The sequence below is a fragment of the Parasphingorhabdus sp. genome (assembly GCF_036963805.1).
Classification (GTDB): domain Bacteria; phylum Pseudomonadota; class Alphaproteobacteria; order Sphingomonadales; family Sphingomonadaceae; genus Parasphingorhabdus.
The window spans coordinates 42904-69747 of sequence record NZ_JBALUN010000005.1; the positions used below are offsets into that span (position 1 = coordinate 42904).

The following is a 26844-nucleotide window of genomic DNA, read 5'->3' on the forward strand; positions in this document are numbered from 1 at the left end:
GGAATTACCGAAATGCCACATTATCGTTCACGCACCAGCACACATGGCCGCAATATGGCGGGCGCGCGCGGCCTTTGGCGCGCAACCGGCATGACAGATGAAGATTTCGGCAAACCGATTATCGCTGTCGTCAACAGCTTCACCCAGTTTGTTCCCGGCCATGTGCACCTGAAAGACCTTGGCCAGTTGGTTGCCCGCGAAATCGAGGCCGCAGGCGGCGTTGCAAAAGAATTTAACACGATTGCGGTCGATGACGGCATCGCAATGGGTCATGACGGCATGCTCTACTCCTTACCGAGCCGCGACCTTATCGCAGACAGCGTGGAATATATGGCAAACGCGCACTGTGCCGATGCGCTGGTGTGCATTTCCAACTGTGACAAGATTACGCCCGGTATGTTGATGGCCGCTATGCGTCTCAATATTCCAGCCATATTTGTTTCTGGCGGTCCAATGGAGGCTGGCAAAGCGGATATACGCGGCGAGACTGTTGCGCTTGATCTGGTTGATGCAATGGTCGTTGCTGTCGATGATAGCTATACCGATGAAGAAGTTGCCACGATTGAGCGCTCTGCCTGTCCGACATGCGGCAGTTGTTCCGGCATGTTCACCGCGAACAGCATGAACTGCCTGACCGAAGCATTGGGACTTTCTTTGCCAGGAAATGGTTCTGTTCTCGCAACCCATAGCGACCGTGAAAAGCTTTTCCGCGAAGCAGGCCGTACGATTGTCGATCTTTGCAAACGCTATTACGAGCAGGATGACGCCTCTGCCCTGCCCCGCAATATCGCAAGCTTTGCCGCTTTTGAAAATGCCATGAGCCTCGACATCGCAATGGGCGGCTCAACCAATACGGTGCTGCATTTGCTCGCCGCCGCGCATGAAGGCGAAGTACCGTTTGCCATGGACGACATCGACCGCCTTTCCCGCCGTGTGCCCTGCTTATGTAAAGTCGCGCCTGCCAAGCAGGATGTGCATATGGAAGATATTCATCGTGCAGGCGGTGTGATGGCCATATTGGGTCAACTCGATAATGCCGGTCTGCTCGACACCACCCTGCCAACAGTCCATTCTCCGACCATGGCCGATGCGCTCGACCACTGGGACATTAGCCGCACATCAAGCGAGAGCGTGCGCGAATTTTATAAGGCTGCTCCGGGCGGCGTGCGCACAACTGAAGCATTCAGCCAAAGCAACCGCTGGAAAGAGCTTGATCTCGACCGTGATGCTGGCGTGATCCGCGGACCAGAAAATCCTTTTTCCAAAGACGGCGGCCTTGCTGTCCTGTTCGGCAATCTTGCCCCCGAAGGATGCATTGTGAAGACGGCAGGCGTGGACGATTCCATCCTGACCTTCACCGGCACCGCGCATGTTTACGAAAGTCAGGACGCGGCAGTTGTTGGCATATTGGGCAATGAAATAAAAGAAGGCGACGTAGTCGTCATCCGTTATGAAGGGCCAAAAGGCGGACCGGGGATGCAGGAAATGCTCTATCCGACCAGCTATCTGAAATCCAAAGGCCTCGGTAAGGCTTGTGCCCTTATCACAGACGGGCGCTTTTCCGGTGGAACATCCGGACTATCCATTGGCCATGTGTCGCCAGAAGCAGCCGAGGGTGGTTTGATCGCTCTGGTCAATACCGGCGACAAGATCGTGATCGACATTCCCAATCGGATCATCAAGCTTGATGTGGATGAGACCGAACTGGCATCACGCAAAGAGGAAATGCTGGCGCGCGGTAAAAAAGCGTGGAAGCCCTTTGGCCGCAAGCGCAACGTATCACCGGCACTGCGCGCCTATGCAGCGATTACCACCAATGCGGCACGCGGCGCGGTGCGCGATGTGAGTCAGGTTGAGGGTGAATAATTATGCACCGCAGCCATAAACCCGCTGTAGATTCTCTGACCTAATCGGCGCTATCTACCCTCACAGCTTGTTCCCAAGCTAATTTGGTAAGCATTGGCAATATTTTTACTCGCTCAATTGCTTGTAAAGACGAAGCCGTTCCGCGTAATACGCGTCCCTTTATGCCATGGAAAATTGCTGCGAGCCGGAAGAAATTAAACGCGACATAAAAGTTGTAATTCGGCATATCTCCACGCCCTGTCCGCTTACAATAGGCTGCAACATATTCTTCTTCGGTCAGGATACCAAGCGCAGCTATGTCAGCGCCGCCAAGTCCGGCAACAATTTCAGGCGGCATGCGATACATCATCGCGTTATAGGCAAAATCAGCGCCGGGATGGCCTAAGGTAGAAAGCTCCCAATCCAGCACCGCCAGTACTTTTGGTTCTGTGAAATGAAAAATCATATTGTCGATACGAAAGTCGCCATGAGCGATGCTCGTCATATCGTCTCCAACGGGAATATTTACAGGCAACCACTGGATGAGTTTATCCAGATACGGATCGCGCCCTGCATCTTCATCGGCCAGATATTGTTTCGTCCAACGTCCGATTTGTCGTTCGAAATAATTTCCGGGTCGGCCATAATCACCAAGCCCGACCGCTTCATAATCTACGCTATGGAGCTTCGCCAGAGTCTCGTTCATCGCATCAAAAATTGCGGCCCGCTCCTCCGTGGGAACACCTGGTACGGTCGCATCCCAAAAAATGCGCCCTTCCACCATTTCCATCACATAAAACCATGTACCCAATACTGAATCATCAGTGCACAGGCCATAGACATGCGCGACTGGAAAATCAGCCTTGGCAAGACCGATTAATACTTTAGCCTCCCGCTCGACGGCATGGGCGCCTTTCAATAATTCACCCGGTGGCTTGCGCCTCAGCACATATTTAGCATCCTCGGTAACCAGCTTATAAGTGGGGTTCGACTGCCCCCCCTTAAACTGTTCAACCGTCATGGGCCCCGCGAAACCCGCTACATTTTCTTGCATCCAGGCTGCCAATGCCGCTTCGTCAAATTCAAAGCCTTCACGTACAGCCGTGGTGCCTAAATTTTCGTCTTGCGGCCCAGTCATGATGCGTTTGCTTTCAAGAAATCACGCTTCACTTTTTTTGCCAGGCTCCATTTATGCACTTCGGTCGGGCCATCATAAATCCGGAATGCGCGAACTTCACGGAAGACTTGCTCGACAATCGTGTCACCAGTTACGCCAGTGCCACCCATGACCTGCACGCATTTATCCGCAATGCGCATTAGTGCCTCTGACACAGCTACCTTGGCGATAGAACTTTCTGCTGTGCCGAGTGCGCCGGTGTCGAGTACAGCAGCGCACCAGTCGATCATCAATTCGGATTGCTGGATATCGATCATATTTTCCGCAAGCATGAAGCCCACGCCCTCATGATCGACCAATAACTTTCCAAATGCCTGACGTTTACACGCATAAGCGGTAGCAATCTCTTGCGCGCGGATGCAGCACCCTAGCCAACGCATGCAGTGGGACAAGCGAGCGGGGCTTAGCCGCAGTTGCGCATATTTAAAGCCATCCCCGCTATTGCCGAGCATTTGATCAGCCGGTACGCGCAAATCCTCAATATTCACCACCGCGTGGCCGCCTGGCATAGAACTATCGATGGTATGGAGCACTCGCTCGATACGGACAGCGGGATCGGGCAAATCGACAAGGAACATACAGGCCCCTTCATCGGATTTAGCCATGATAATACCTACTTTTGCACCTTCCGCGCCGGTGATGAAAGCTTTGCGGCCATTTATAACCCAGTGGTTGCCTTCTAATTTGCAGGTAGTATTCATCATAGAGGGGTCAGAGCCCGCTCCACCCTCTTCCGCTGGTTCGGTCATAAAGAAAGCAGAGCGCGCTTCTCCTTTGACCATCGGCTCAAGAAAATGGGCTTTTTGCCCATCTGTCGCGACATGACCGATGAGATACATGTTACCTTCGTCGGGCGCCATCGTGTTGCAAGCGAGCGGACCTAAAGGAGAAAGACCAGATGCGATCAATACTGCCGCGGTCTCGCGCTGCGTCAGATGCGATCCATCAGCCAATATATGCGGCGTGAGCGCACCTGCAGCCCGTGCTTTTTCGCGCATTTCATCGACCAAGTCATCGCTTGGGCCATGCGCACCGCAGCGCGAGTCTTTTTCATACGGAAACACGACATCGCGTACAAATGCTTCTACTTTGTTCGCAATTTCCGTCGCACGCTCTGTTGTTTCAAGGCTCATTATTCACTCCTGGCTTAAAGAAAGGCTGAGCTATTGCTCACCCATACAATCATATTTACAGCTAGGTAGCCGCGGGAAATAAGCGCTCAGTTCACTGGAAGTGCCCGTTAAAACGACCCGCTTCCCTGTAACTGATATATCCGCCATATTCCCTCTTTAAAACTCTCACAGATTAACGCTACAAGATTGTAGAACAATATGAGGATGCAATGTGGAACACAAGCCCGAAACAACTGACCGCGAGATTTCAATGCCCGTGATCACTAGCTCTGTGGATAAAATCGCATCGACGATGATGGAATATCTAGAGGCAGGCAGGCTTGTTCCGGGCCAGCGATTGATAGAAACCGAACTGGCGGCACAATTTGGCGTCGGGCGTAATGCTATAAGAGAAGCCATGCAGCGACTGGCAGCGCGAGGTGTCGTAGATTTATCGCGCCATCGCTCGGCTGCGATCAGGAAACTCGATCATGCAGAGTTGCATGAAGTGTTAGATGTGGCAGGTGCAATGACTGGCTTAGCCGCATCGACAGCAGCACGCCACGCCCACTCATCCCCGTTCACAGGCGAAATGACAAGCGCCGTTCAGTTACTAAAAGAAGCGGTAGAATGTCAGGATGATGAACTGTTCAGTAAAGCCCGCCGTCAATTTTATCGCGCGTTACTTTTAATTGGTGGGAATCGTGAAATTCAACGGCTTTTTCCGGCGATCGGGATGCATATCATATATTCGCAATTTCGTTCGACCCGCATGCAAATGATCAGGCTGGCAGATTATGGTCTTATCCACGATGCAATTTATGCGCGTGATCCGGTAGCAGCCGAGGCGATAAGTCGCCGGCATGTCGAGAATATACGCGGCGAAGTAGGACGTATTTATAAGCAATTTTCGGCCCCTAGCTCAACGGCATGACGGCCTATCCCTGACGAGTTAATCAATGTCCACTGGAGTGCAGCGCTTCACAAAGGTGAAGTTAACAACCGCCCCCCATCTCAAATAATTACGAAACGCCTGCCCGAAATGCGTCGATAATCGGGTGCGATGCCTGAGCCAAAGATTCCTTGCGATGACCAAAAGCAACGCCAATTTTGCGCCGTAAATCAAACCCGAGCATTTTGGGGCGCACCACATTGGCGGCTTCATGTCTCTCCGGCATCACGGTTAATCCCAAGCCGCAGGCGACCATCTTTAATATTTTATCATCATCAGTTGAACGAAAGGCAAAAAACGGACGGACGCCGCGTTCGGTAAAATGGCGGCTTGTCTCGGACAAAGCTTCGCAGTGACGGCGAACCATCATAACCTCATCCCCTAACGCCTCCGCCGGTATCACATCTTCCTTCGCCAGCGGGTGATCGCGCGAAAGTGCGAGCGCATAGCCTTCCTCATAGAGGATTTCCTCTAAAAACCGGTCGCCGCCACGCCCGACCAGCGTGAGCGCAATATCCACGCGCCCGCGCGCCAGATGATTGGCAAGTTGCCGTTCACTACCTTCGACAAATTCAACTTGGCCCATATTATTTTTGTGACCGGTGACTATGGCGTCAGCAATAAAATCACTGGATATGCTATTCAATATGCCCACCCGTAGTTGCTCGGCAGAGCCTTCTGCGCGCACGGAAGATTCGGCGGCATTAAATTCATTTTCGATAGTGCGCGCATGGTTCAAAAACCGCGTACCCTCCGGCGTCAAATGCACCCGTTTGCTAGTACGATGGAACAATCGCACGCCTAAATTTTTTTCCAGCTTTGATATGCCAACAGATAGCGTTGGCTGCGCAACATTGACCTGAGCAGCCGCACGTGAAAAATTTCCATTGTCTACAACGGCCAGAAAATAGCGTAATGAATATCGATCAATCATAGATGAGCACTATAGTATATATTCATTAGTTTCAATTTTTCATTATCGTTAAAATACGCTATCATTGGCAAAACAACGAGAGGAACCCGATATGTCAGAAGCGATGATGGACTTTGCGCTTGGTGAAAATGCCGAAATGATCCGCGAAACGACCCGCCGCTTTGCTGTCGATAAAATTGAACCTCTCGCTGCTAAGATTGATGCCGATGACTGGTTTCCCCGTGATGAGCTTTGGGAAGCCATGGGGGCGCTCGGCCTGCACGGTATTACCGTAGAAGAAGAATATGGCGGCCTTGGTCTCGGCTATTTGGAACATGTCGTCGCGGTAGAAGAAGTTTCGCGGGCGAGCGCCTCTATCGGCCTTTCCTACGGCGCGCACAGCAATTTATGCGTCAATCAGATCCGCCGCTGGGGCAATGAAGCGCAAAAGGCAAAATATCTGCCCAAGCTTATCTCTGGTGAGCATGTCGGCAGCCTCGCTATGTCGGAAGCGGGTGCAGGCAGTGATGTTATTTCCATGAAATTGAAAGCCGAAAAGCAAGGCGATCATTATGTCCTCAACGGTACAAAATTCTGGATCACCAATTCCGCATATGCCGATGTTCTGGTGGTCTATGCGAGAACCGATGCGGACGCCGGATCAAAAGGCATTACCGCCTTTTTGATTGAAAAAGACATGCCGGGTTTCAGCATTGGCCAAAAAATCGACAAAATGGGGATGCGCGGCTCTCCCACTGCGGAGCTGGTTTTTGACGACTGCAAAGTGCCTGCCGAAAATATCATGGGGCCGCTGAACGGCGGCGCTGGCGTGTTAATGTCGGGTCTGGATTATGAACGCGCTGTTCTGTCGGGGATACAGCTTGGCATCATGCAAGCCTGTCTAGATGTGGTCATTCCATTTGTTCGGGAACGCCAACAATTTGGAAAACCGATTGGAGCGTTCCAACTGATGCAGGCAAAAGTGGCAGACATGTATGTCGCGCTCGGTTCGGCGCGGGCCTATGTTTATGCGGTCGCTCAGGCTTGCGATGCGGGTAAAACAACCCGCTTTGATGCAGCTGGCGCGATCCTGCTGGCTTCGGAAAATGCGGTCAAAGTATCGTTGGAAGCAATACAGGCGCTGGGCGGTGCGGGCTATACAAAGGACTGGCCGGTAGAACGCTATATGCGCGACGCCAAGCTGCTTGATATTGGAGCGGGCACCAATGAAATTCGCCGGATGCTGATCGGGCGGGAGCTGATCGGACTATGAGCGCGCCGATAGTCTCCACCAAGTTGAACAGCGCCGATCCGGTCTTTCAAAGCAATGCCGCTCATAACAAGATGCTGGCCAAAGAGTTGCGCGCCAAAGTGGCGGAAACGGCAAAAGGTGGCAACGAGAAATCGCGCGAGCGCCATGTTGCACGCGGCAAACTACTCCCACGTGAACGGGTCGAAAGACTGATTGATCCCGGCACGCCCTTGATGGAACTCAGCCAATTAGCAGCAAATGGCCTTTATGATGATGGCGCGCCCGGTGCAGGCATCATCACCGCCATTGGCCGGATATCGGGACGGCAATGTCTGATCGTCGCCAATGATCCCACGGTAAAAGGCGGCGCTTATTTTCCGATGACGGTCAAAAAGCATATCCGCGCGCAAGAAATAGCGGAGGTCAACCATCTGCCGTGCCTGTACTTGGTGGATAGCGGCGGAGCAAACCTGCCCCATCAGGCGGAAGTCTTCCCCGACCGCGACCATTTTGGCCGGATGTTTTTCAATCAGGCGCAAATGTCGGCAAAATCCATCCCGCAAATCGCCTGTGTCATGGGCAGCTGTACGGCGGGCGGCGCTTATGTTCCGGCCATGTCTGACGAAAGCATCATCGTGCGCGAACAGGGCACAATTTTTCTGGCGGGACCGCCACTCGTCAAAGCGGCCACCGGCGAAATCATAACGGCTGAGGAACTGGGCGGCGGGGACCTCCACGGACGCAAATCCGGTGTGGTCGACCATGTCGCCGATAATGACGAACATGCACTGCAAATCATGCGCGATATTGTGTCGCACCTGCCGCCACCGCGCACGCCTGATATTAATATGGCAGAACCACGCGCACCTAAATATGCGGCCGAAGAGCTTTACGGCGTTGTGCCAGAGGATGTCCGTACGCCCTATGATGTGCGCGAGGTTATCACGCGGCTAGTGGACGGTTCGGAATTTCAAGAATTTAAGGCGCTTTACGGCACAACTTTGGTCTGCGGTTTTGCGCATATCCATGGAATGCCCGTCGCAATATTAGCCAATAATGGCGTGTTGTTCAGCGAAAGCGCGGTCAAAGGCGCGCATTTCATAGAATTGGCGTGCCAACGGCGGATACCCTTATTATTCCTGCAAAATATCTCCGGATTCATGGTTGGCGGCAAATATGAAGCAGAAGGTATTGCCAAACATGGCGCGAAGCTGGTCACGGCTGTTGCGACCGCACAGGTTCCCAAAATTACCGTGCTAATCGGCGGCAGCTTTGGCGCAGGCAATTACGGCATGTGCGGGCGGGCCTATGATCCGCGATTCCTGTTCACTTGGCCCAATGCGCGGATTTCTGTGATGGGCGGCGAACAAGCGGCAAGCGTACTCGCCACGGTTCACCGCGATGCAGACAATTGGACACCCGAGGAAGCCGAAGCCTTCAAGGCCCCGATCCGGCAAAAATATGAGGATGAAGGCAATCCCTATTTCGCCACAGCGCGTCTTTGGGATGACGGCATTATCGACCCCGCCCAAACCCGCGATGTACTGGGCCTAGCGCTAGCAGCGACGCTCAACGCACCGATAGAAGAGAAAGCGCGCTTTGGCGTGTTCAGGATGTAACCCCGATGATGAAATCCCTTCTAATCGCCAATCGCGGTGAAATTGCTTGCCGTATCATCCGCACCGCGCGGGCCATGGGCATTCGTACCATCGCCGTTTATTCGGATGCCGATGCGCACGCCATGCACGTGAAAGCTGCGGACGAGGCTGTGCACATAGGCCCATCACCAGCCGCCGAGAGCTATTTAGTCGCAGACAAGATTCTGGCAGCCGCCAAACAAACCGGCGCAGAGGCAATACATCCGGGCTACGGCTTCCTGTCGGAAAACGCGGATTTTGCGCAAAGCGTGATTGACGCAGGTTTGATATGGGTCGGCCCCAAGCCCGCAAGCATCCGCGACATGGGCCTAAAAGACGCTGCCAAAAAGCTGATGACCGATGCCGGTGTTCCGGTTACACCGGGCTATCAGGGCGACAATCAATCCCCGGACCATCTCGCTAAAGAAGCGGAGAAAATCGGCTATCCGGTTCTCATCAAAGCAGTCGCCGGCGGTGGCGGCAAGGGTATGCGCAAGGTTGACGTTGCGGCGGACTTCCTGAGCGCGCTCTCCTCTTGCCAACGCGAGGCTGAAGCAAGCTTTGGCAACGACATCGTCCTCATTGAAAAATGGATCAACAATCCGCGCCATATCGAGGTGCAGGTTTTTGGCGATAGTCACGGCAATATCGTCCATCTGTTCGAGCGCGATTGTTCGCTGCAACGCCGCCATCAAAAAGTCATCGAAGAAGCCCCTGCCCCCGGCATGGACGAGACAACACGCAGCGCAATTTGCGCCGCCGCTGTTCGCGCCGCAAAAGCGGTCAATTACGAAAATGCTGGCACCATAGAATTTATCGCCGATGCCAGCGGCGCGCTGAACGCCGATAAAATCTGGTTCATGGAAATGAATACAAGGTTGCAGGTAGAACATCCGGTGACAGAAGCAATTACCGGCGTTGATCTGGTGGAATGGCAATTGCGTGTGGCTGCTGGTGAGCAATTGCCCAAAAGCCAAGACGAGCTCTCGATCCACGGCTGGGCAATGGAAGTGCGGCTCTATGCGGAAGATGCGAGCAGCGGATTTTTGCCCAGCATAGGCAAGCTCGAAACATTTTCGCTGAATTCATCTGGTACGAGCGACGAAGCACGAATTGATACCGGTGTCGGAGAAGGCAGCGAAATCACGCCCTATTATGATCCGATGATTGCGAAGGTCATTGTTCATAGCGATACTCGCGCCGAAACGGTGAAAAAACTCTGCAAAACCTTGTCCGATGCGCGTGTTGGACCGCTCACAACCAATGCCGGTTTTCTCTTTCGGCTGGCAAGCGATACGGACTTTGGAAGCGGTAATGTCGATACCGGCCTTATCGAACGGCGCGGCGAAACTTTGACAGACCGCCCAATGCCCAGCCAGACTCTGCTGAACGACGCAGCAAGCAGGATATTGGGAGCAGGGTCTGGGCCATTTCATCATTTGTCGGGATTTCGTATCAACGCACCTCAAAAGGACGCGCTCTCGCTCACCGATCAATATGGCACATTACACAGCCTGTCCCTCCCCATCCCTTCGCTCGCAGGAAGTGCGACATGCAAACCGGAGCCAGCAGTCACTCTTTATGAATCCGGGGAACGCTATACGCTATCCCTACCGAGAACGGATGCTGGCCATGCAAATAGTGCTGCACAAGGCGCTATTTTGGCACCTATGCCCGGCCGCATCATTGCGGTAGAAGTCAGTTCCGGTCAAAAAGTGAAAATGGGCGATAAATTGATAACATTGGAAGCGATGAAAATGGAACATTCCCTCACCGCTCCGTTTGATGGAATAGTCACCGAGCTAGCGGCAAAAACTGGTGAGCAGGTTACCGAATCCATGCTGCTGATAAAAATTGAACAGGAAGAATAATGGCAGGTCGCTTCTTTAATCAATGGACTGTGGGTGATGTAATTACACATGAAATTCGCAGGACTGTGACGGAGACCGACAATCTGCTGTTCACTACGATGACCCACAACCCGCAGCCGCTTCATCTGGATGCAGAAGCAGCGAAACAAAGTGAATTTGGTCAAATATTAGTCAACGGTACTTTCACTTTTTCACTGATGGTCGGCCTGTCGGTAGGCGACACCACCCTCGGCACATTGGTTGCCAATCTGGGCTATGATAAATTGGTCATGCCAAAACCGGTTTTCATCGGTGATACCATGAATGCACGCACAGAGGTCGTCGCCCTCAAGGAAAGCAAATCCCGCCCCAACGCCGGAATTGTGACCTTTCAACATATGCTGTTTAATCAGCGAGAAGAGGTTACGTGTCAGTGCTTACGGATGGCCCTAATCAAGAAAGAGTCCGCCGAATGAAGCTACGGTCCCTGCTCTTTGTCCCTGGTGATCGCCCTGAACGCTTTTCAAAAGCCGTCGCGAGCGGAGCCGACGCGATTATTCTCGACCTTGAAGATTCTGTTTCAACTGAACAAAAGCCCCAAGCTCGGTTGAACGTCGCTAAATATCTCGCACAACCTCGGAAATCCAGCGTGTTGGTTCGCATAAATCCCTTAGATAGCGGTTTAGCTGAGGCCGATCTGGCGGCTATATTATCGGTCGGCAGTTCAAGCAGGCCCGATGGGCTAATGCTACCAAAGGCAGAAGATTCAAAGTCGGTTGAAAAGCTGATCGAAATAATGGGAGATAATGCCGTTCCCATCCTCCCGATTGCATCCGAAACGCCTGCGGCCGTTTTTGGTCTGGGTAGCTATAAACACGTCAGCGCGCACTTAATGGGCCTGACATGGGGCGCAGAAGATTTACCTGCAGCCATCGGCGCTGCGTCATCGCGCGAAGATGATGGTCGCTATACATCCCCCTATGAAATGGTACGGGCGTTGACATTATTTGGGGCACATGCGGCAGGCGTTCCCGCTATTGAAACAGTATTTCCAGCGATTTCGGATACACAAGGCTTGGCAGATTATATTGCGCGCGGCCGCCGGGATGGTTTTACCGGTATGATGGCGATCCATCCTGCTCAGGTTGAAGCAATAAATTCAGGATTTGCGCCTTCGGCAGAGGAATTGGCGAATGCAAAGAAAATAGTCGCGGCATTTGCTGCGCAGCCCAATATTGGCGCGTTGAGCATTGACGGAAAGATGATCGATTACCCGCATCTGGTATTGGCCAGAAAGCTGCTGGAACGCGCAGAATAATAGACGGGCTTAGGGTATATCCGGAAAGCAGCCTGCAAGTAGCGGATTCTATTTTAATCGCATGGGCAGCCCCGCAGCGACAAATATGACTTCCTCCACAACTTTGGCGAGCTTTTGGTTTAGCCAGCCTGCCGAATCCCGAAACTGCCGCGATAGCGCGTTGTCCGGGACAATGCCTAAGCCTACTTCATTGGCGACGAGCGCTACTGGGCAAGAGGTTTTCTGCACCACTTTACATAATGCATCGCCGGCACTTTCCACATCACGGTCATCCAACATCAGGTTGGAAAGCCAAAGCGTCAAACAATCGACCAATATGGCATCGGCTTTATGGGACGCTTCGGTGATTGCCTCGGGTAGCGCAAACGGCGCCTCTATCGTGTGCCAACGTCCATCGCGGTCGCTTTGATGCCGCAATATTCGTCCCGCCATTTCACTATCCAGCGCTTGCGCAGTCGCAATATAAGCTAATTTGCTACCCATCGCCTCGACATGGCTTTGTGCATAGCGGCTTTTGCCCGACCGCGCGCCGCCAAGGACCAGTAAAGAGGTCATTGCCCTGCACCCGCCGCAATTCTTAGCAACCCGTCGATATCGACATACCGCTCCAGTTCAGAGGCAATATTGTCCAACGCCGCATCGACAGACGCCACATAATCGCGCCCGTCGCTGTTGATCCGAAGCCGTTGCAGCATAGCGCGCCGCAGCGCGGTGGAACCCAAAAAGCCGTGGCAATATGTCCCTATCACTAGTCCGTCTGCGCTGATCGCACCTTCGGGCCTCTGCCTCTGCAACAGCGCAAAAGGTCGTTTGCAATCGGCTCCACTTGTGATCCCAACATGCATTTCATAACCTTCCAGCACTTCATCAAAAGCCGTCCCGCGCACCGCCTTTAATTCCTTCAAGGGAGCCAGTTCCGTTGCGATATCCAGCAACCCTAGTCCGGCAATGTCGCGTATCGGGCCCTCTATGCCATGCGGGTCGCTAATGGTTCGACCAAGCATCTGATAACCGCCACAAATGCCCCATATCGCACCGCCGCGCCGATGGTGGGACAGCATATCAATATCCCACCCCTGATCCCGTATCGCAGACATATCCGCGATCGTTGCTTTGGAACCCGGCAAGATGATGAGCGCCGCCTCAGCCGGAATGGGCGTACCAGGCGGAACCATGACAAGTTCAACTTCCGGTTCCAGTTTAAGCGGATCGAGATCGTCGAAATTGGCGATACGCGGTAATATCGGACAAGCAATAATCTGACGCTTCTTTGCAGAAGAAACAGGCTTTTCCAATATAACTGCATCCTCACTCGGCAAGCGCACTGCATCAGAAAGCCAAGGCACAATTCCATAGCCGCGCCACCCAGAAATCTGCTCAATGGACTGATAGCCATCCTCAAATAATGCTGGATCACCGCGAAATTTGTTAATGATAAACCCGTGAATCATAGCGCTATCGGCTGAATCAATGACCATTTTCGTTCCTGCTATGGCTGCGATGACGCCGCCGCGATCTATATCGCCAACCAGCACTACCGGCACATTGGCCACCCGCGCAAAGCCCATATTGGCAATATCTCCTTCGCGCAGGTTAATCTCGGCGGGAGAGCCCGCGCCCTCAACCATCACAATATCGCATTGCTTCGAAAGCCGGTAATAACTCTCCATGACCTGCGGCAGCAAATTGCGCCGCGCTTCCCGAAAATTGCTTGATCCCAATATTCCCCGAACCTTGCCATGGACGATCAGTTGCGATTGGCGATCCGCCTGTGGTTTCAGCAGCACCGGGTTCATGTCGCTGTGCAATTCCACTCTGGCAGCAATGGCTTGCAAGGCCTGCGCCCGGCCAATTTCTCCGCCGTCACTCGTCACTGCCGCATTATTGGACATATTTTGCGGCTTAAACGGCATCACCCGCAACCCGCGATTGGATAGCGCGCGGCATAATCCGGCAACCAGAACCGATTTACCGACATCGGACCCCGTGCCCTGTAGCATCAATGTAGCCATATAATTCCCCCTGTCGTGATCCAAAGCAGACCAGATGCACGAATATATAATCTGAGTGCCCGACATATATCCGTCGGACGTGGCGATCTACCATCGCCGATATGCGGTTTCAGATATTCCTGTCCGTCATAGCTTATCGGTCCGGCAAGACGTAGCTTCAACGCACCCGCGATCGCCGCCTCGCTCCATCCGGCGTTGGGGGATGCATGCTTGGCATGATCCCGCCACAAAATCCGCCATCCTCCACAACCTGCGAGGCATATAAGCACGCCCGATAGCCGAGCCGGAATGAGATTGAGGATATCATCGCATCGCGCTGCCGCCCATCCGAAAGCCAAATATTCCGGTTCGGGATGCCCGATTAAACTGTCTGCGGTATTGACGGCTTTATAGATCCAAATCCCCGGCAATCCCAAAACCATCAACCAAAATAGCGGCGCTACCACCCCGTCACAAAAACTTTCAGAAAGGCTTTCTATGGCAGCGCGCGCGATCCCTTGTTCATCCAAGCGGACGGTATCACGGCCTACAATCATAGCTACCGCTGCACGCCCGTTTTCCAATTCCCCGGCACGAAGCGCATGGGCAACCCGCCGGACATGATCATAGAGACTGCGCTGCGCCAATGCAGGAAATGCTGCGATGGCAAGCAAAGGCCAACCCGCTGTGCCGCAATATGCATAAACAACCCACTCGAACAACCAAGCTGTGCCTCCGGCGACCAATAGCAAAATCATTGCCGTCAATATGCCTGAAATTCTTCGGGACACACCGCGATATTGGCTCTTGTTCCAAAGCTGCTCACATATGTTGATGATATGGGCGAAGCCACCAACCGGGTGACCGATCCGGATATAAATCCAATGGGGCCAACCAATGGCGGCATCGAGCAGCAGGGCAAATAAAGCTACCGATTCAGCCACTTAAAAGCGCTCTATCTAGTCGTTCCAAAGCGTCGTCATCGGCGGGCAAACCGAAGCGCAACCAGTTCAGGTTTCCATCAAATGGCCGCGTCAATATGTGCCGCTGTGCCAGCCTTTCAAACAGGGCAAGCGCTGATCCAGTCTCGATCAGGCGAAATAGCGGACAATGTCCCAAGGGTGTGTAGCCATGGCGGTGCAAAATATCATCAAGTTGAGCTGCCCGATCCGTGATCGCGGCGCGCATTTCATTGGTGCTAGGGTGATCGCTATAAGCAGCGATACCAATATCCAACGCTCCGCCGGAAACCGGCCAGTCGCCCAAAAGCTTGCGATAAGCAGAAACGATCCTTTTGGGGCCCAATATAAATCCCAGCCGAACGCCGGCTAGCCCGAAAAATTTGCCAAAGCTTCGCGTAAGGATCAGCCGACGGTTGTCGTCAACCATCTCGGCCATGGAGATGCCCGGCATAACATCGGCAAAGGCTTCATCAATAATCAGCCAGCTTTTTATATCCTCCAGATCCTCCAACCATCTCTTAAGCGTCTCCTGTGGAACCACATATCCGTCGGGATTATTGGGATTGGCTAGTAGTACAGCGGAAGGCCGATCAGGCGTCTGAAACCCGCTTATTCCACGGCTATCCCGAAAAATATCCGCATGAGTACGATAACAGGGCGTGAAATATAGGGCGGGCAAAGCGAGTATAGGATCGAGCAAACGCAGACCCATTTCACTGCCTGGCACTGCGCAGATATTGGCGGGATGCACACCGTAATATTGTGCTGCTATCGCCTCCATTTTATCCAGTTTTGCCGGATCAGGTAGGGCCAGCCAATCTGGCAAAATATCCGCAGCATCTACCCACGGAAATGGACTTATGCCTGTCGAAAGATCAATCCATGGCTCTCCGCTGTCGCCAAAATGCGCCCGCGCATCGGATAGTCTTCCGCCGTGCCAAGTAAATTGTTCCTTCATGACAAGCCTATCATCGCCAGCAAAAGCCCACTCTCGACAAGCTCTATGCCTGCACCATGACCATCGCCTGAAATACCGCCAATCTTACGCCTTATCCAAAGCCCCCAAAGCGCGAATAAACCGAAACACACGCCAAGCGGCGGTGCAAACCAAACGACAATCGAAGCAACGAGCATCCACACGGTCACATGAGGCCAAGCGATCTCGCTGCGGAATTTACTGCCCAAGCCTTCGTGCAGCGGTGGTAAGAATAATGTCCAGACAAGCGGCCCGATCCGCGCTAAGCTCGCGATAACTAGCAATATCCACAGAGGTATGTCCTCTAACGTCAGGCGCAAAAGAACAAACTTCGTCATCAGCTGAAGCCCTATGGCAACCACGCCAAAGCTGCCGATATGCGGGTCCTCCAGCACTTCGCTAAGCCGATCACGATCACCATGCGCCGCACCAGCCGCGTCCGCAATATCGCCCAGCCCATCAAGGTGCAGAGCGCCGGTTATCGCGACCCATGCTATCAGTGCCAATAAGGCACCGAGCCATAGATCAATCCGCATCCCTATCCACGCCGCACCTGCCACTGCCCCGCCGATGGCCAGCCCTGCGACGGGAAACCAGCGCATGGACGCTGCAAAATCCACTGCATCAGCTTTCACCGATGGCAGTGGCAGACTGGTCAGAAATTGCAGCGCAAGCACCAGCCGCTTCATGTCCGAAGCCCTGTAATCTGCGCCGTTGGAACATCTTGGCCAGTCCATATCTTCAAGCTAACCAACGCAGCATAGGGTAAGTGAAATGCCCAAGCTTGCCTATAACTCAACCCTAGCAAATGGCATAATGCGGCACGAATAGACCCTGCATGTGCAACCACCAATGTGCCGTGTGATATGTCGAGCAAAGCTGCCTCTACACGGGCACTTAGCACAGACCAGCTCTCCCCTTTTGGAGGAGGGTTCGCTGTGGGGTCGTCCCAAAAGGCATGAAGTGCGCTGGCATCGACGATCGCGGGAGACATTCCATCCCATGCGCCGAAATCCAGTTCCCGCCAGCGTGCGTCAATTTTCAACGGAGCATTGTGCCGAACGGCAATTTCCTGAGCAGGAACAGTTGCGCGGGCAAGGTCCGAGCTAATCAGTTCGGATATTTCCAGTTCTTCAGCCCGCGCTACACAAGCGCAGTTTCCAACAGCCATCGAAGCCATATCCGTAATGCCCAATAACAAACCGGCTATTTCCGGCTCTCCGTGGCGCATCATATGGAATGTTTTGGTCTTCATGAAGGCTGCGCTACTACTGCTTCTGCAAAAGTCGCCATGCTCTCATGCGCAGCGATCGCAGAACGCACAATTTGCGCCGCCACCGCAGCGCCAGTCCCCTCGCCCAATCGCATATTCAGTTGGATGAGCGGGTCCAATCCCAATGCTTCTAACAGCCGAACATGGCCGGCCTCTGACGAACAATGTCCGGCAATACAATGATCGGTAAATTGCGGCAATGCAGCAGCCAGCGGCGCTATTGCCGCACAGCAAATAAACCCGTCGAGCAGCACCGGAACCCGCTCCAACCGCGCCGCCAATATTGCCCCCGCCATAGCCGCAATTTCACGGCCGCCCAGCCGGCGCAATATTTCAAACGGGCTATCGCAATGTGGTCCATGTAGAGCCAAGGCCTGTTCCACAGCTTGGGTTTTACGGGCAAGCGCGGCATCATCAACGCCACTGCCACGCCCCGTCCAGCTTGATGCGCTGCCGCCATAGCTTTGTGCGCACAGGGCGGAGGCAGGTGTTGTGTTTCCAATCCCCATCTCTCCGACGAACAGCAGGTCCATGTCGGGCTTGACGACGGAGGCACCTATGGAAAGCGCCTCAAGACAATCGGCTTCGCTCATCGCGGCGTCGCTGGTTATATCCTCCGTGGGCCGATCCAGATCAATCGGGACAACCGCCAGCTCCGCTCCGCACGCGCCCGCTAACGCGTTAATTGCTGCGCCGCCTGCTCGGAAATTGGCGACCATTTGAGCCGTGACTTCGATCGGAAAAGCACTTACCCCTTGCGCCGCGACGCCGTGGTTTCCAGCAAAAACCGCCGCTTTCAGGCGTTCCAATTTGGGCCGCGGTCTGCCCTGCCACCCCGCCATGAAGATTGCGATTTCCTCTAGCCGGCCAAGCGACCCCGCCGGTTTGGTCAATTCGGCCTGTCGAGCAGAAGCAGCTTCAATAGCAGCGAAATCAGGTTGCGGCATGTTTCCGAACGCCGCATTAAAATCGGCTATGCTCGTAAATCGGTTCATGTCGCGACATATCCTTCGGGCGGCGTGCGCGTAATGAAATGCCCCTTTACTCCTTCTGGCCAATCGGCATAGCGCACCTGTCCTTCGGCGCTTTTTGCATGATGGGAAGCATATTCTAATATGGCCCGTGCCGCCTTTTCGTCCGGCGCAAAACCACCCAGAACATAGCCCAGCTTATCGGGCGCGCGGATATGCACTGCACAGTGACGTGAGCAAGCGAATAAGCACGCCATTTCCTGCACCGCAACTCCTGAAAATTCCGGTTCGTTTTGACTCAGCTCGCGCAAAGCCGCGGCGAGCAATTGCCCGCCGCGTTTACCGTTTTCGTCTTCGCGGCTTTCAGCTGACAGACGGCAAGTATTACACACCACCACAGCCGGGCCGCGATCTGCGGGGTGCAGCATCAAAAGCTGCCCCGCACACCAAAATATATACTGCGACGAAGTGACGAATAACCATTGGCTGTCGCATAATCGACGTCGAACAGATTTTCTGCGCGACCGAATAATGCCAACTCTGGCGCTACGGCCCACTCGGCTCGAACGTCGGTCAGCAAATAATCATCGAGTATTGTGGAGCCGCCATTACGGTCCAACGTTTTACCCGAGTAGCGCATAGCTACACTCGTCTTGATACCAAAGGGCATTTCATAACCGATTTGCCCATTGGCCAAATGGCGGGGGACACGGGCTAATTGTTCACCAAAATTGCTTCCAACGGAACGATCTTCAGCCGATATCCAACTATAATTGGCGTCAGCAAAAAATCCGCCCAGTCGCGCAGCCGCTGAGATTTCCACTCCCTGTGAACGGCTTTGTTTTACATTGGCATAATAGCCGAAGCGCGTATCAGTGGTACCGGGAACAAAGCATATCTCCGGCAGGGTGCCGCTTGTCGGACAATAAGCAAAGTCGATTAAGTCATCGGTATCACGGTGAAAATATGTAGCGGAGAAACGAAGTTTTTCTTCGAACAAGGCTTGCTCGGCGCCAATTTCCCAACCTTTTGCTTTTTCGGGTTGCAGGTTTGCCGCGCCGTAGAGGCTGAATAGCTGATAAAGTGATGGTGCCTTAAATCCTTCATCATAGCTTGCCCGCAAAACCGTGGTACCGTCATTTAGCGCCCAGGCCGCGCCGGTACTAAACACCGTGCTACCGCCGAACCGGCTATGATGATCATAGCGCAATCCGCCGCTGAGCGTTACTCCGCCAATGGGTGAAAAGCGAAGTTGTCCATAGATGCTGTCGATATCGGCCTCTGATCGAACCGTTGTATAGGGATCCGCGCTATCACTAGGTGAGCCGGTGTGCATGCGCTGTTCTTCGCGCTCTGCGCCAAACACAATATCAGCCGCAGGTGAAATTTCGAAACTACCCTGATATTCAAAGCGTCGCACTTTGCCTTTAGCATCAAAATTTATGGTCCGAATATTGCGCGCAGGATCATAATTTTCCCGATCTATGTCACTGTGCAAAATAGCAAAGCGATTGTTGAACCGCCCGTCGAGAAATTCCGCATTAAGGCCGGTGTAGATCGTCCATTCGCGGGTCAGTCCATACACATTGGAATCGCCGGAAAACCCGTCAAATTCACTTCGCGCATTTGCATAATAGCCTCGAACATCCGCCGTAATATTCTCTGACAGGTGGATAGTTGCGGTTCCGCTTCCGGATTGGCGGTTATAGCCGTCATCTTCGGTACCGGACGAGCGCGCGGATATGCCGTCCGTGGTGAAGACCGAACCGGCGACACGCCAGTCCAGCAATTTGCTACTTCCCCCTATTGCTGCACGGGCATTGGCTGTTTCACGAGATCCCGCTTCTATGGCGAACTTGCCTTCAAGACTTTTCGTCGGCCTGGCTGTCTGGACGTTTACAACACCCCCAATCGCATCGCTGCCCCACAATATTGACTGCGGACCGCGCAATATTTCAATGCGGGCAACATCGTCGGTTAGTAAATTGGCAAAATTATATCCGCTGGCTGTTGAAGACGGGTCGGCGAGCCGCATTCCATCAATCACTAATATCGTTTGTCCCGAATCCGCCCCGCGAATGCGCAGCGATGTTGCGGTGCCATATCCGCCATTGCGGCTTAGGCTAATCCCCGGTGTACGGACCAGCACATCGGAAATGCTAATGGGTTGTTCGTGCTCAATGGCCGCTTTGTCGAGTACCGTGATGCTTGAGGCGACTCGGTCGCGCGCAACGGGTACGCGCAATGCGGTTACCACAATTTCTGCGTCGAGCGGGCTCGACTCCACATCTTCCGCCTTGGCATTAACCGATTGAAATAAAATGAAAATAGGCAAAGCTGTGGTGTAAAATAGACGTAATTTGGGCATGTTTGTCCTTCCAGTTGACGATCAAGCCCCGTCGCCCAGACCACATAAAGGACAGCTGCATTCACTACACACGCGACACTGCCCCTCATGCGTTCTGAACGCACAAGGCAAAGCTGCCGCTGCTCGAGGAATACCCCGTTCACCCGACACACCCTGTCCGGACGAAGAACGACTACAACAGGCAGGTCTCCTGGCTTGCGGGTCAATGCCGGTCGAGCCGCCTTCTCAGAACCTTTTCACTGATCCCAATGGCATATGGCCGATGACTATCCGCTCACAGTTGCAGGGGCAGCCGCGGTGTTAAACCGCGTTCCCTTTGAATCCCCTTGCGGGGAACCTGTCGCAAATTCGCTCCTATATCGCAGTGCAATATTGCGCAAGAGAGGAAGTATAAAATTTCGATTTGCTATCTTGCGCGCTCGGAAACTCTTGCTTATGCAAAGAGCTGCAACGGGTGCTCGCAAGGGCTTAATCGGGAAGTCCGGATAGTTTTGAAGATATTCAGAATCAAACCGGCACTGCTCCCGCAACTGTAATCGGTGAGCGCTTCGCCACAAAGCCATTGGAGATATTTCTCCGAGAAGGCGGCAGAAGCGCGACGAACCGAGAAGTCAGGAAACCGGCCTGTTGCCGTCGTTTTTCGCGCGGGCGGGATGTACCGGGTGAACGAGGGAAACTCCCTTGCGTAGCGGCATTTTTGCATACGTAACCGGGAGAAGCACCATGACTATAAGCATCTAAATCCACAGGCAAGGCTGCATAGCGCAGCCTCTTATCGGCGCGTCAAATTTCCGACCGCTCCACAAACGGCATTTGCACGCCGTCCCCTTATTCATGATAATATGGAGCCTCTATCCATGGTAAAATCCACACGTTTAGACCTTGTCATTTCCGCAGTTCTGGCTCTCGTAATGCTGGCGACGCGAACCCATTCGATCAGTCAGTATGTTCATCTCCCCGACACCAGTTGGGCCAGCTTTTTCATCGCCGGCTTTTACATCCGTAACCGACTTGCTTTCCCCGCTTTGTTCCTGCTCGCTTTTGCTATCGATCTTGTTGTCATCGGCGTGAAGGGTGGCTCCTCTTTCTGCTTCACGCCAGCCTATTGGATGCTGGTCCCCGCCTATGGCGTAATGTGGTTTGCGGGCCAATTTTCGGCCAAGCGCTTCGGTCCTGATCCAAAAGCACTTCTATATATTCTCCTCACTATTTGCGCTGCGTCAATTATTGCACACCTCTGTTCAAGCGGTGGTTTTTATATGCTTTCCGGACATTTCACTGACCAAAATATCTCGGAATTTGCAAGTCGTGCGCAGCGCTATTTCCCTGGATCGTTGCTGGCGACATTAACTTGGTGCGGCGTTGCTGCGGCTACTCATATTGCGTTGAATGTCATCGTGCCTTCCAGTGCAGGAGCGCGCATCAAATGAACGACGAGACAGATCAGCGCCACAAAGAGCGCGCGCAAAAGCAAAAGCAGCGCGTTGACGCAAAAATCGCAGCTGCCACCGAGGATAAGGGTTTGTTGTTGGTTATAACCGGCAATGGCAAAGGAAAATCTTCCAGCGCCTTCGGCATGGTCGCCCGCACTTTGGGCTATGGCCATAAAGCGGCGGTATTCCAGTTTATAAAGGGCGCAGAGAATGTTGGTGAACGCGCCTTCTTCGCTAACCATCCCGATGTCATTTGGGAAAAATGCGGGGAAGGCTTCACATGGGAAACACAAAACCGCCAGCGTGATATTGCAGCGGCGCAGGCTGGTTGGGAGAAGGCGAAACAGGCGCTCGCCAATCCCGAGATTCATCTCGTCATACTCGACGAACTGACATATCTCGTTACCTACCGCTATCTTTCTCTCGATGAAATCATGCCTGCCATTAATGGTCGCCCGCCGATGCAACATGTCGTTATAACCGGCCGGTCAGCAGATAATGCTTTTATCGATGCGGCAGACACCGTTAGCGCAATCCGCGATGTCAAACATGCCTTTCGCGCAGGCATTCGCGCGCAGGCAGGCATTGACCGTTGAACAAGAGCACATTTTGTCCGGCGCTGATGGTATCTGCTCCAGCGTCCGGACAAGGTAAGACATTGGTGACTGCCGCACTGGCGCGCTATCATCGCAGTATTGGCCGGAAAGTAAGCCTGTTCAAATGCGGACCGGATTTTCTTGACCCTATGATCCTTGCGCGCGCTAGCGGCCGGCCGGTTTATCAAATCGACTTGTTCATGGGCGGCGAGGATCATATCAGAGCGATGCTGTATCAAGCCGCGCAAACTTCCGATCTGATATTGGTCGAAGGCGTTATGGGCCTGTATGACGGCAATCCCTCAACCGCCGATCTTGCCGCGCGCTTCGGCCTGCCGGTTTTAGGCGTAATAGACGGATCAGCCATGGCGCAGAGCTTTGGCGCTCTCGCGCATGGCTTGGCTACATATCGTGACGATGTTACAATGAGCACTGTATTAGCCAATCGGGTCGGGGGAGAACGCCATGCGGCGATGCTCAAAGACAGCCTGAAAGGGGATATTCGCTGGCTCGGAGCGATCGCACGCGATGAAAGCATTACATTGCCCGAGCGCCATTTGGGATTAGTGCAGGCTTCTGAAATTGACGATATAGAGCATCGACTGGAGCGCTCCGCTGCGCTCCTACCTGAAGAAGCAAAGTTTTTGCCAGAACCCGTCCAGTTTGATGCTCCCAATATGGCGACCGAGACGCCCCTGATGCTTGATGGTACACGCATTGCCATCGCACAGGATGAGGCCTTTGCTTTTATCTATCCTGCCAATATAGAATTGCTGAAGGGATTGGGGGCCGAGGTCGTTTTTTTCTCTCCATTATCAGACAGTCATATTCCCGACTGTGATGCCATATGGCTACCCGGCGGTTATCCTGAGCTGCATCTGAAACAACTTTCGAACAGCCTAAAAATAATCGAGGATTTACGCGATCATCATGCTCGTCATACCCCTATTTTAGCAGAATGCGGCGGTATGCTATTCTGTGTGGACACGCTAGAAAATAGCAGCGGAAAGCGTTCTAAAATGGCGGGACTAATGGAGGGACATGCGAAGATGCAAACGCGCCTTAGTGCATTAGGGCTGCAACAAATTGACTTACCTTCCGGAACATTGTGCGGCCACAGCTTCCATTATTCAAAATTGGAAACGCCGCTTATGCCGATAGGAAAAGGAAGCAACCCTAATGGAGGCGTGGTCGAGCCGGTTTATCGCTCAGGCTCGCTAATGGCGAGCTATATCCATTTTTACTTTCCGTCAAACCCCGCTGCAGTGGCAGCGATATTCACGCGAGAGACTGCATAGGCGAGGCTAAACCGATCATAATCCGCGTCGAGCAAATAGCGCAATCCAAAGCGGAAGCGGCGCCAACAGGACAAGCGATACAGGCGCGGCGCAAACGTGATCCATCGAGTAGACCGATCAGGAGATGCTCGTCATCAGAGATATTTCCAGCCTCTCCCACTGCAAGAGGCCGACCAAGCGCACCCTCATATAACGTCAACAGGCTATCGAAAACCGGAGCGAGCATCCCACCGCTATGCGGAGACAGCAATACATGAAGCCGTTGCTGAACGGGGACATTACTGTCCCGCGCTGATCGCCAGCAACGAGCAGACGCGGTCACCAGTTCGGATGGAAGGCGGGTCATTTTTGACGGGCTCCTTAGTTCAAAATACTACCCTCCCGGGTCTCATGGCATATTTGCGAATGATTCTCAATTAAATCGCAACTCATTTGCAAAATGCCCCTTCGTCCGATTAGCTATGGCGACAAGCGACAGCATGACGGGTACTTCCACCAGCACGCCCACAACCGTTGCCAAAGCCGCACCGCTGGAAAGGCCAAAAAGTCCAATCGCCACAGCAACAGCTAGCTCGAAAAAGTTTGAGGTGCCGATCATCGCACAGGGGGCCGCGATATTATGGGGAAGTTTCCACGCCCATGCGGCTGCATAGCTGAGCCCAAAAATACCGTAAGATTGTATGATAATGGGCACAGAAATGAGGAGGATAAGTAACGGTTGCGACAGGATGGTTTTTGCCTGAAACGCGAATAAGAGTATGACCGTTGCCAGCAAACCGATTATCGATAGTGGCTTCAGTGAAGCTGTGAAACGGTCCACGGCTTCAACATCCCCGTCATGCATGGAAATTAGATTTCGACGAGTAACTGCGCCAGCGGCCAACGGTATGACGACATAAAGCCCGACCGATAACAGCAAGGTTTCCCATGGGATGACAATATCGGTAACGCCAAGCAACAGGGCAACAATCGGCCCGAAAGCGACAATCATGATAAGATCATTCACCGACACCTGCACCAGCGTGTAGGCAGCGTCGCCCTTTGTCATTTGCGACCAGATAAATACCATCGCTGTGCAGGGCGCGGCACCAAGCAGGATTAGTCCAGCAATATATTGCTGTGCATCTTCACCGGGAATCATCCCACTATAGATATAATCAAAAAACAGCACCGCTAGCGCTGCCATCGTAAACGGTTTAATCAGCCAGTTCACAACCAAAGTTATAATCAGTCCCTTTGGCTTGCTGCCAATATCCTTGAGGCTCGAAAAATCGACAGCGACCATCATCGGGTAGATCATTGCCCAAATCAGTACGGCGACCACAAGATTAACCGATGCGATTTCCAGTCCTGCGATAAACCCGAATAAGGAAGGAGCAACATAGCCGAGGGAAATACCTGCCGATATGGCAAGCCCCACCCAGAGCGACAACCAGCGTTCAAACAAGCCCATCAGACTTGCTCTTTTGCTGATTCTTGCTCACCGATATTATTAAGCTGTGTTCTGAGGCTAAGTTCATCAAGCGCTTCAAATGGCAAATTAAGGAATAAGGCTATCCGGTTCCGCATATATCGAAGCGCCATCAGAAATGCCTCTTTTTGCGCTGTTCCATCCGCTGCCGCCGGATCTTCGATTCCCCAATGCGCTGTCATCGGATGCCCCGGCCAAATTGGGCAGGTCTCGCCTGCAGCATTGTCACAAACGGTAAAAATAAAGTCCATTTGCGGCGCATCCGGTGCAGCAAATTCGTCCCAGCTTTTTGAACGCAAGTCATCCGTTTCAAAACCCAAGCCCGACAGAACTTGCATCGCCATTGGATGCACTTCTCCCTTGGGAAAGCTGCCTGCACTATAGGCCCTGAAACGCCCTTCTCCATCGTGATTAAGCAAAGCCTCGCCCAGAATCGAACGAGCCGAGTTTCCGGTGCACAGAAACAGAATATTATAGACTTTTTCGTTCATGGTTTTTCTCCACAACAGGAAACATCCACAGCCAAATGTTTGTTGGCAAACCCAGTGCCTGCTGGGGCAACAGCAGGCGTGCAGCAGGAACCGGCTACTGCCTTAGCTGAAGCAAGCTGGTCCAAATCAACGCGATTGCCATATTCCGTCTCTTCGCCCTGAGTCAGAAACGCCTCCCACGCGATACCATCAGGATCGGCGGTCCAGTTTTTGTCCGATTGCGCATAGCAGCAGACGGTTGCCCCTTCATCAAAAATGGGTTGGCCAGCGTCCCGCATACGGTCATAGACCTCGGCGAGCTCTTCTGCGTCGTCCACCTGAATGCCCACATGTTCGATGCCCCGATGAGCACCGTCGTGACTGGACAAGGCGAAATTGACGCAGGGGTCGTCCAGCATCCATTTGGCATAATCATCCTTGAGCACAATTGGATCTGTGCCAAAGAGTTTCGAATAAAAGGCGGCTGATTTTTGGATATTTTCAACCGACACATGAATGTGCATACGCTTCATAAACAGACTCCTTGGGTGGCAAGCAGGTCAACCGCGCAAGCATCCCCCGCGCAGCAATTTTCCACAAGATAGGCGACCAACCGGTTCATTGCGGAATAGTCCGCTCTATAAACCAGCATTCGTGATTTGCGTTCCTGACTGATCAGACCGGACCGTGTCAGGTGCGCAAGATGGAAGGAGAGCGTACTCGCGGGAACACCCAGATTATCAGCAATCTCGCCAGCGATCATCCCATCACTTCCAGCTTGCACCAGCAGGCGAAATATTGCCAGCCTATGTTCCTGCGCAAGCGATGCCAGCGCTTCAACGGCTTGATCCGGTTCCATCATTCACTCCTTAATTCGATATTTGTCGTAATATGGAATGATTATATCGGGGTCAATGCCATTTTGATAATTATCGAAATATAGAAATTTATCCTGGCCCGACATAGCAAAAGTCACGGC

The 26844-nt window shown here is 53.1% G+C and carries 27 protein-coding genes and 2 riboswitches; of the genes, 10 read left to right on the top strand and 17 right to left on the bottom strand.

Annotated features, from left to right (window positions below):
• Window positions 1-12 precede the first annotated feature (12 nt).
• Window positions 13-1866 (top strand): dihydroxy-acid dehydratase, encoded by a 1854-nt coding sequence (gene ilvD, locus V7676_RS13045; RefSeq protein ID WP_335660137.1) that lies wholly within the window; start codon window positions 13-15, stop codon window positions 1864-1866.
• A 40-nt stretch (window positions 1867-1906) separates the two neighbouring features.
• Here ilvD and V7676_RS13050 read toward each other — a convergent pair whose 3' ends face one another.
• The gene (locus V7676_RS13050) at window positions 1907-2983 is read right to left on the bottom strand and encodes a phosphotransferase (RefSeq protein ID WP_335660138.1); all 1077 of its coding nucleotides are present in this window, start codon (window positions 2981-2983) and stop codon (window positions 1907-1909) included.
• Window positions 2980-4155, bottom strand: a complete 1176-nt coding sequence (locus tag V7676_RS13055) for an acyl-CoA dehydrogenase family protein (protein ID WP_335660139.1) — start codon at window positions 4153-4155, stop codon at window positions 2980-2982. The genes V7676_RS13050 and V7676_RS13055 overlap by 4 nt, the downstream gene beginning before the upstream one ends.
• Before the next feature lie 211 nt (window positions 4156-4366).
• Here V7676_RS13055 and V7676_RS13060 point away from each other — a divergent pair, with 211 nt between their 5' ends.
• A complete protein-coding gene (locus tag V7676_RS13060; RefSeq protein WP_335660140.1) occupies window positions 4367-5068 on the top strand; it encodes a GntR family transcriptional regulator in 702 nt (233 codons plus the stop codon).
• An 88-nt stretch (window positions 5069-5156) separates the two neighbouring features.
• On the opposite strand, the gene V7676_RS13065 is transcribed toward V7676_RS13060, so the two are convergent.
• Window positions 5157-6020: a LysR family transcriptional regulator gene (locus V7676_RS13065; protein ID WP_335660141.1), complete on the bottom strand. Its 864-nt coding sequence runs from the start codon at window positions 6018-6020 to the stop codon at window positions 5157-5159.
• 91 nt (window positions 6021-6111) lie between these two features.
• On the opposite strand from V7676_RS13065, the gene V7676_RS13070 reads away from it, so the two are divergent.
• The 5 genes from V7676_RS13070 to V7676_RS13090 are packed head-to-tail and all read left to right on the top strand — an operon-like array spanning window position 6112 to window position 12056.
• A complete protein-coding gene (locus tag V7676_RS13070) occupies window positions 6112-7272 on the top strand; it encodes an isovaleryl-CoA dehydrogenase (RefSeq protein ID WP_335660142.1) in 1161 nt (386 codons plus the stop codon).
• Window positions 7269-8870: a carboxyl transferase domain-containing protein gene (locus V7676_RS13075; protein WP_335660143.1), complete on the top strand. Its 1602-nt coding sequence runs from the start codon at window positions 7269-7271 to the stop codon at window positions 8868-8870. Before V7676_RS13070 ends, V7676_RS13075 begins: the two co-directional genes overlap by 4 nt.
• Before the next feature lie 5 nt (window positions 8871-8875).
• Window positions 8876-10759: an acetyl/propionyl/methylcrotonyl-CoA carboxylase subunit alpha gene (locus tag V7676_RS13080; RefSeq protein WP_335660144.1), complete on the top strand. Its 1884-nt coding sequence runs from the start codon at window positions 8876-8878 to the stop codon at window positions 10757-10759.
• Complete coding sequence (locus V7676_RS13085) at window positions 10759-11214, top strand: MaoC family dehydratase (RefSeq protein WP_335660145.1); 456 nt, start codon at window positions 10759-10761, stop codon at window positions 11212-11214. The genes V7676_RS13080 and V7676_RS13085 overlap by 1 nt, the downstream gene beginning before the upstream one ends.
• On the top strand, window positions 11211-12056 hold the full coding sequence (locus tag V7676_RS13090; protein WP_335660146.1) for an HpcH/HpaI aldolase/citrate lyase family protein: 846 nt from the start codon (window positions 11211-11213) through the stop codon (window positions 12054-12056). Before V7676_RS13085 ends, V7676_RS13090 begins: the two co-directional genes overlap by 4 nt.
• A gap of 48 nt (window positions 12057-12104) precedes the next feature.
• On the opposite strand, the gene cobU is transcribed toward V7676_RS13090, so the two are convergent.
• The 9 genes from cobU to V7676_RS13135 are packed head-to-tail and all read right to left on the bottom strand — an operon-like array spanning window position 12105 to window position 20597.
• Entirely contained in the window at window positions 12105-12611 is a 507-nt protein-coding gene (gene cobU, locus V7676_RS13095) for a bifunctional adenosylcobinamide kinase/adenosylcobinamide-phosphate guanylyltransferase (RefSeq protein WP_335660147.1), read from the bottom strand.
• On the bottom strand, window positions 12608-14068 hold the full coding sequence (locus tag V7676_RS13100; RefSeq protein ID WP_335660148.1) for a cobyric acid synthase: 1461 nt from the start codon (window positions 14066-14068) through the stop codon (window positions 12608-12610). The genes cobU and V7676_RS13100 overlap by 4 nt, the downstream gene beginning before the upstream one ends.
• Window positions 14056-14991 (bottom strand): adenosylcobinamide-phosphate synthase CbiB, encoded by a 936-nt coding sequence (gene cbiB / locus V7676_RS13105; RefSeq protein WP_335660149.1) that lies wholly within the window; start codon window positions 14989-14991, stop codon window positions 14056-14058. The genes V7676_RS13100 and cbiB overlap by 13 nt, the downstream gene beginning before the upstream one ends.
• Window positions 14984-15967, bottom strand: a complete 984-nt coding sequence (locus V7676_RS13110; RefSeq protein ID WP_335660150.1) for a threonine-phosphate decarboxylase — start codon at window positions 15965-15967, stop codon at window positions 14984-14986. The genes cbiB and V7676_RS13110 overlap by 8 nt, the downstream gene beginning before the upstream one ends.
• A complete protein-coding gene (cobS, locus tag V7676_RS13115) occupies window positions 15964-16674 on the bottom strand; it encodes an adenosylcobinamide-GDP ribazoletransferase (protein WP_335660151.1) in 711 nt (236 codons plus the stop codon). Before cobS ends, V7676_RS13110 begins: the two co-directional genes overlap by 4 nt.
• Entirely contained in the window at window positions 16671-17240 is a 570-nt protein-coding gene (locus tag V7676_RS13120) for a histidine phosphatase family protein (protein WP_335660152.1), read from the bottom strand. Before V7676_RS13120 ends, cobS begins: the two co-directional genes overlap by 4 nt.
• Window positions 17237-18253, bottom strand: a complete 1017-nt coding sequence (gene cobT / locus V7676_RS13125) for a nicotinate-nucleotide--dimethylbenzimidazole phosphoribosyltransferase (RefSeq protein WP_335660153.1) — start codon at window positions 18251-18253, stop codon at window positions 17237-17239. The genes V7676_RS13120 and cobT overlap by 4 nt, the downstream gene beginning before the upstream one ends.
• Window positions 18250-18657, bottom strand: coding sequence for a DUF1636 domain-containing protein (locus V7676_RS13130; protein WP_335660154.1), 408 nt, complete (start codon window positions 18655-18657; stop codon window positions 18250-18252). The genes cobT and V7676_RS13130 overlap by 4 nt, the downstream gene beginning before the upstream one ends.
• Window positions 18657-20597: a TonB-dependent receptor plug domain-containing protein gene (locus tag V7676_RS13135; RefSeq protein WP_335660155.1), complete on the bottom strand. Its 1941-nt coding sequence runs from the start codon at window positions 20595-20597 to the stop codon at window positions 18657-18659. The genes V7676_RS13130 and V7676_RS13135 overlap by 1 nt, the downstream gene beginning before the upstream one ends.
• Window positions 20598-20760: 163 nt before the next feature.
• Window positions 20761-20953, bottom strand: a riboswitch (cobalamin riboswitch).
• Between the two features lie 79 nt (window positions 20954-21032).
• A riboswitch (cobalamin riboswitch) is annotated at window positions 21033-21239 on the top strand.
• A gap of 215 nt (window positions 21240-21454) precedes the next feature.
• Between V7676_RS13135 and V7676_RS13140 the strand changes: the two genes are divergently transcribed.
• The 3 genes from V7676_RS13140 to V7676_RS13150 are packed head-to-tail and all read left to right on the top strand — an operon-like array spanning window position 21455 to window position 23924.
• Window positions 21455-22027 carry a hypothetical protein gene (locus tag V7676_RS13140; protein WP_335660156.1) on the top strand — a complete coding sequence of 191 codons (573 nt, stop codon included), beginning with the start codon at window positions 21455-21457 and terminating at the stop codon, window positions 22025-22027.
• Window positions 22024-22626: a cob(I)yrinic acid a,c-diamide adenosyltransferase gene (gene cobO, locus V7676_RS13145; protein WP_335660157.1), complete on the top strand. Its 603-nt coding sequence runs from the start codon at window positions 22024-22026 to the stop codon at window positions 22624-22626. The genes V7676_RS13140 and cobO overlap by 4 nt, the downstream gene beginning before the upstream one ends.
• Window positions 22623-23924 carry a cobyrinate a,c-diamide synthase gene (locus V7676_RS13150; protein ID WP_335660158.1) on the top strand — a complete coding sequence of 434 codons (1302 nt, stop codon included), beginning with the start codon at window positions 22623-22625 and terminating at the stop codon, window positions 23922-23924. The genes cobO and V7676_RS13150 overlap by 4 nt, the downstream gene beginning before the upstream one ends.
• Here the strand turns inward: V7676_RS13150 and V7676_RS13155 are convergent.
• The 5 genes from V7676_RS13155 to V7676_RS13175 all read right to left on the bottom strand — a co-directional run bounded on the left by V7676_RS13155 (window position 23905) and on the right by V7676_RS13175 (window position 26724).
• Window positions 23905-24270, bottom strand: a complete 366-nt coding sequence (locus tag V7676_RS13155) for a hypothetical protein (RefSeq protein WP_335660159.1) — start codon at window positions 24268-24270, stop codon at window positions 23905-23907. The two genes, V7676_RS13150 and V7676_RS13155, sit on opposite strands and share 20 nt — an antisense overlap.
• 66 nt (window positions 24271-24336) lie before the next feature.
• Window positions 24337-25377 (bottom strand): ACR3 family arsenite efflux transporter, encoded by a 1041-nt coding sequence (arsB, locus tag V7676_RS13160; RefSeq protein WP_335660160.1) that lies wholly within the window; start codon window positions 25375-25377, stop codon window positions 24337-24339.
• Entirely contained in the window at window positions 25377-25886 is a 510-nt protein-coding gene (locus V7676_RS13165; protein WP_335660161.1) for an arsenate reductase ArsC, read from the bottom strand. The genes arsB and V7676_RS13165 overlap by 1 nt, the downstream gene beginning before the upstream one ends.
• Window positions 25883-26398, bottom strand: coding sequence for an ArsI/CadI family heavy metal resistance metalloenzyme (locus V7676_RS13170; RefSeq protein WP_335660162.1), 516 nt, complete (start codon window positions 26396-26398; stop codon window positions 25883-25885). Before V7676_RS13170 ends, V7676_RS13165 begins: the two co-directional genes overlap by 4 nt.
• Entirely contained in the window at window positions 26395-26724 is a 330-nt protein-coding gene (locus V7676_RS13175; RefSeq protein ID WP_335660273.1) for an ArsR/SmtB family transcription factor, read from the bottom strand. Before V7676_RS13175 ends, V7676_RS13170 begins: the two co-directional genes overlap by 4 nt.
• Between the last annotated feature and the right edge of the window lie 120 nt (window positions 26725-26844).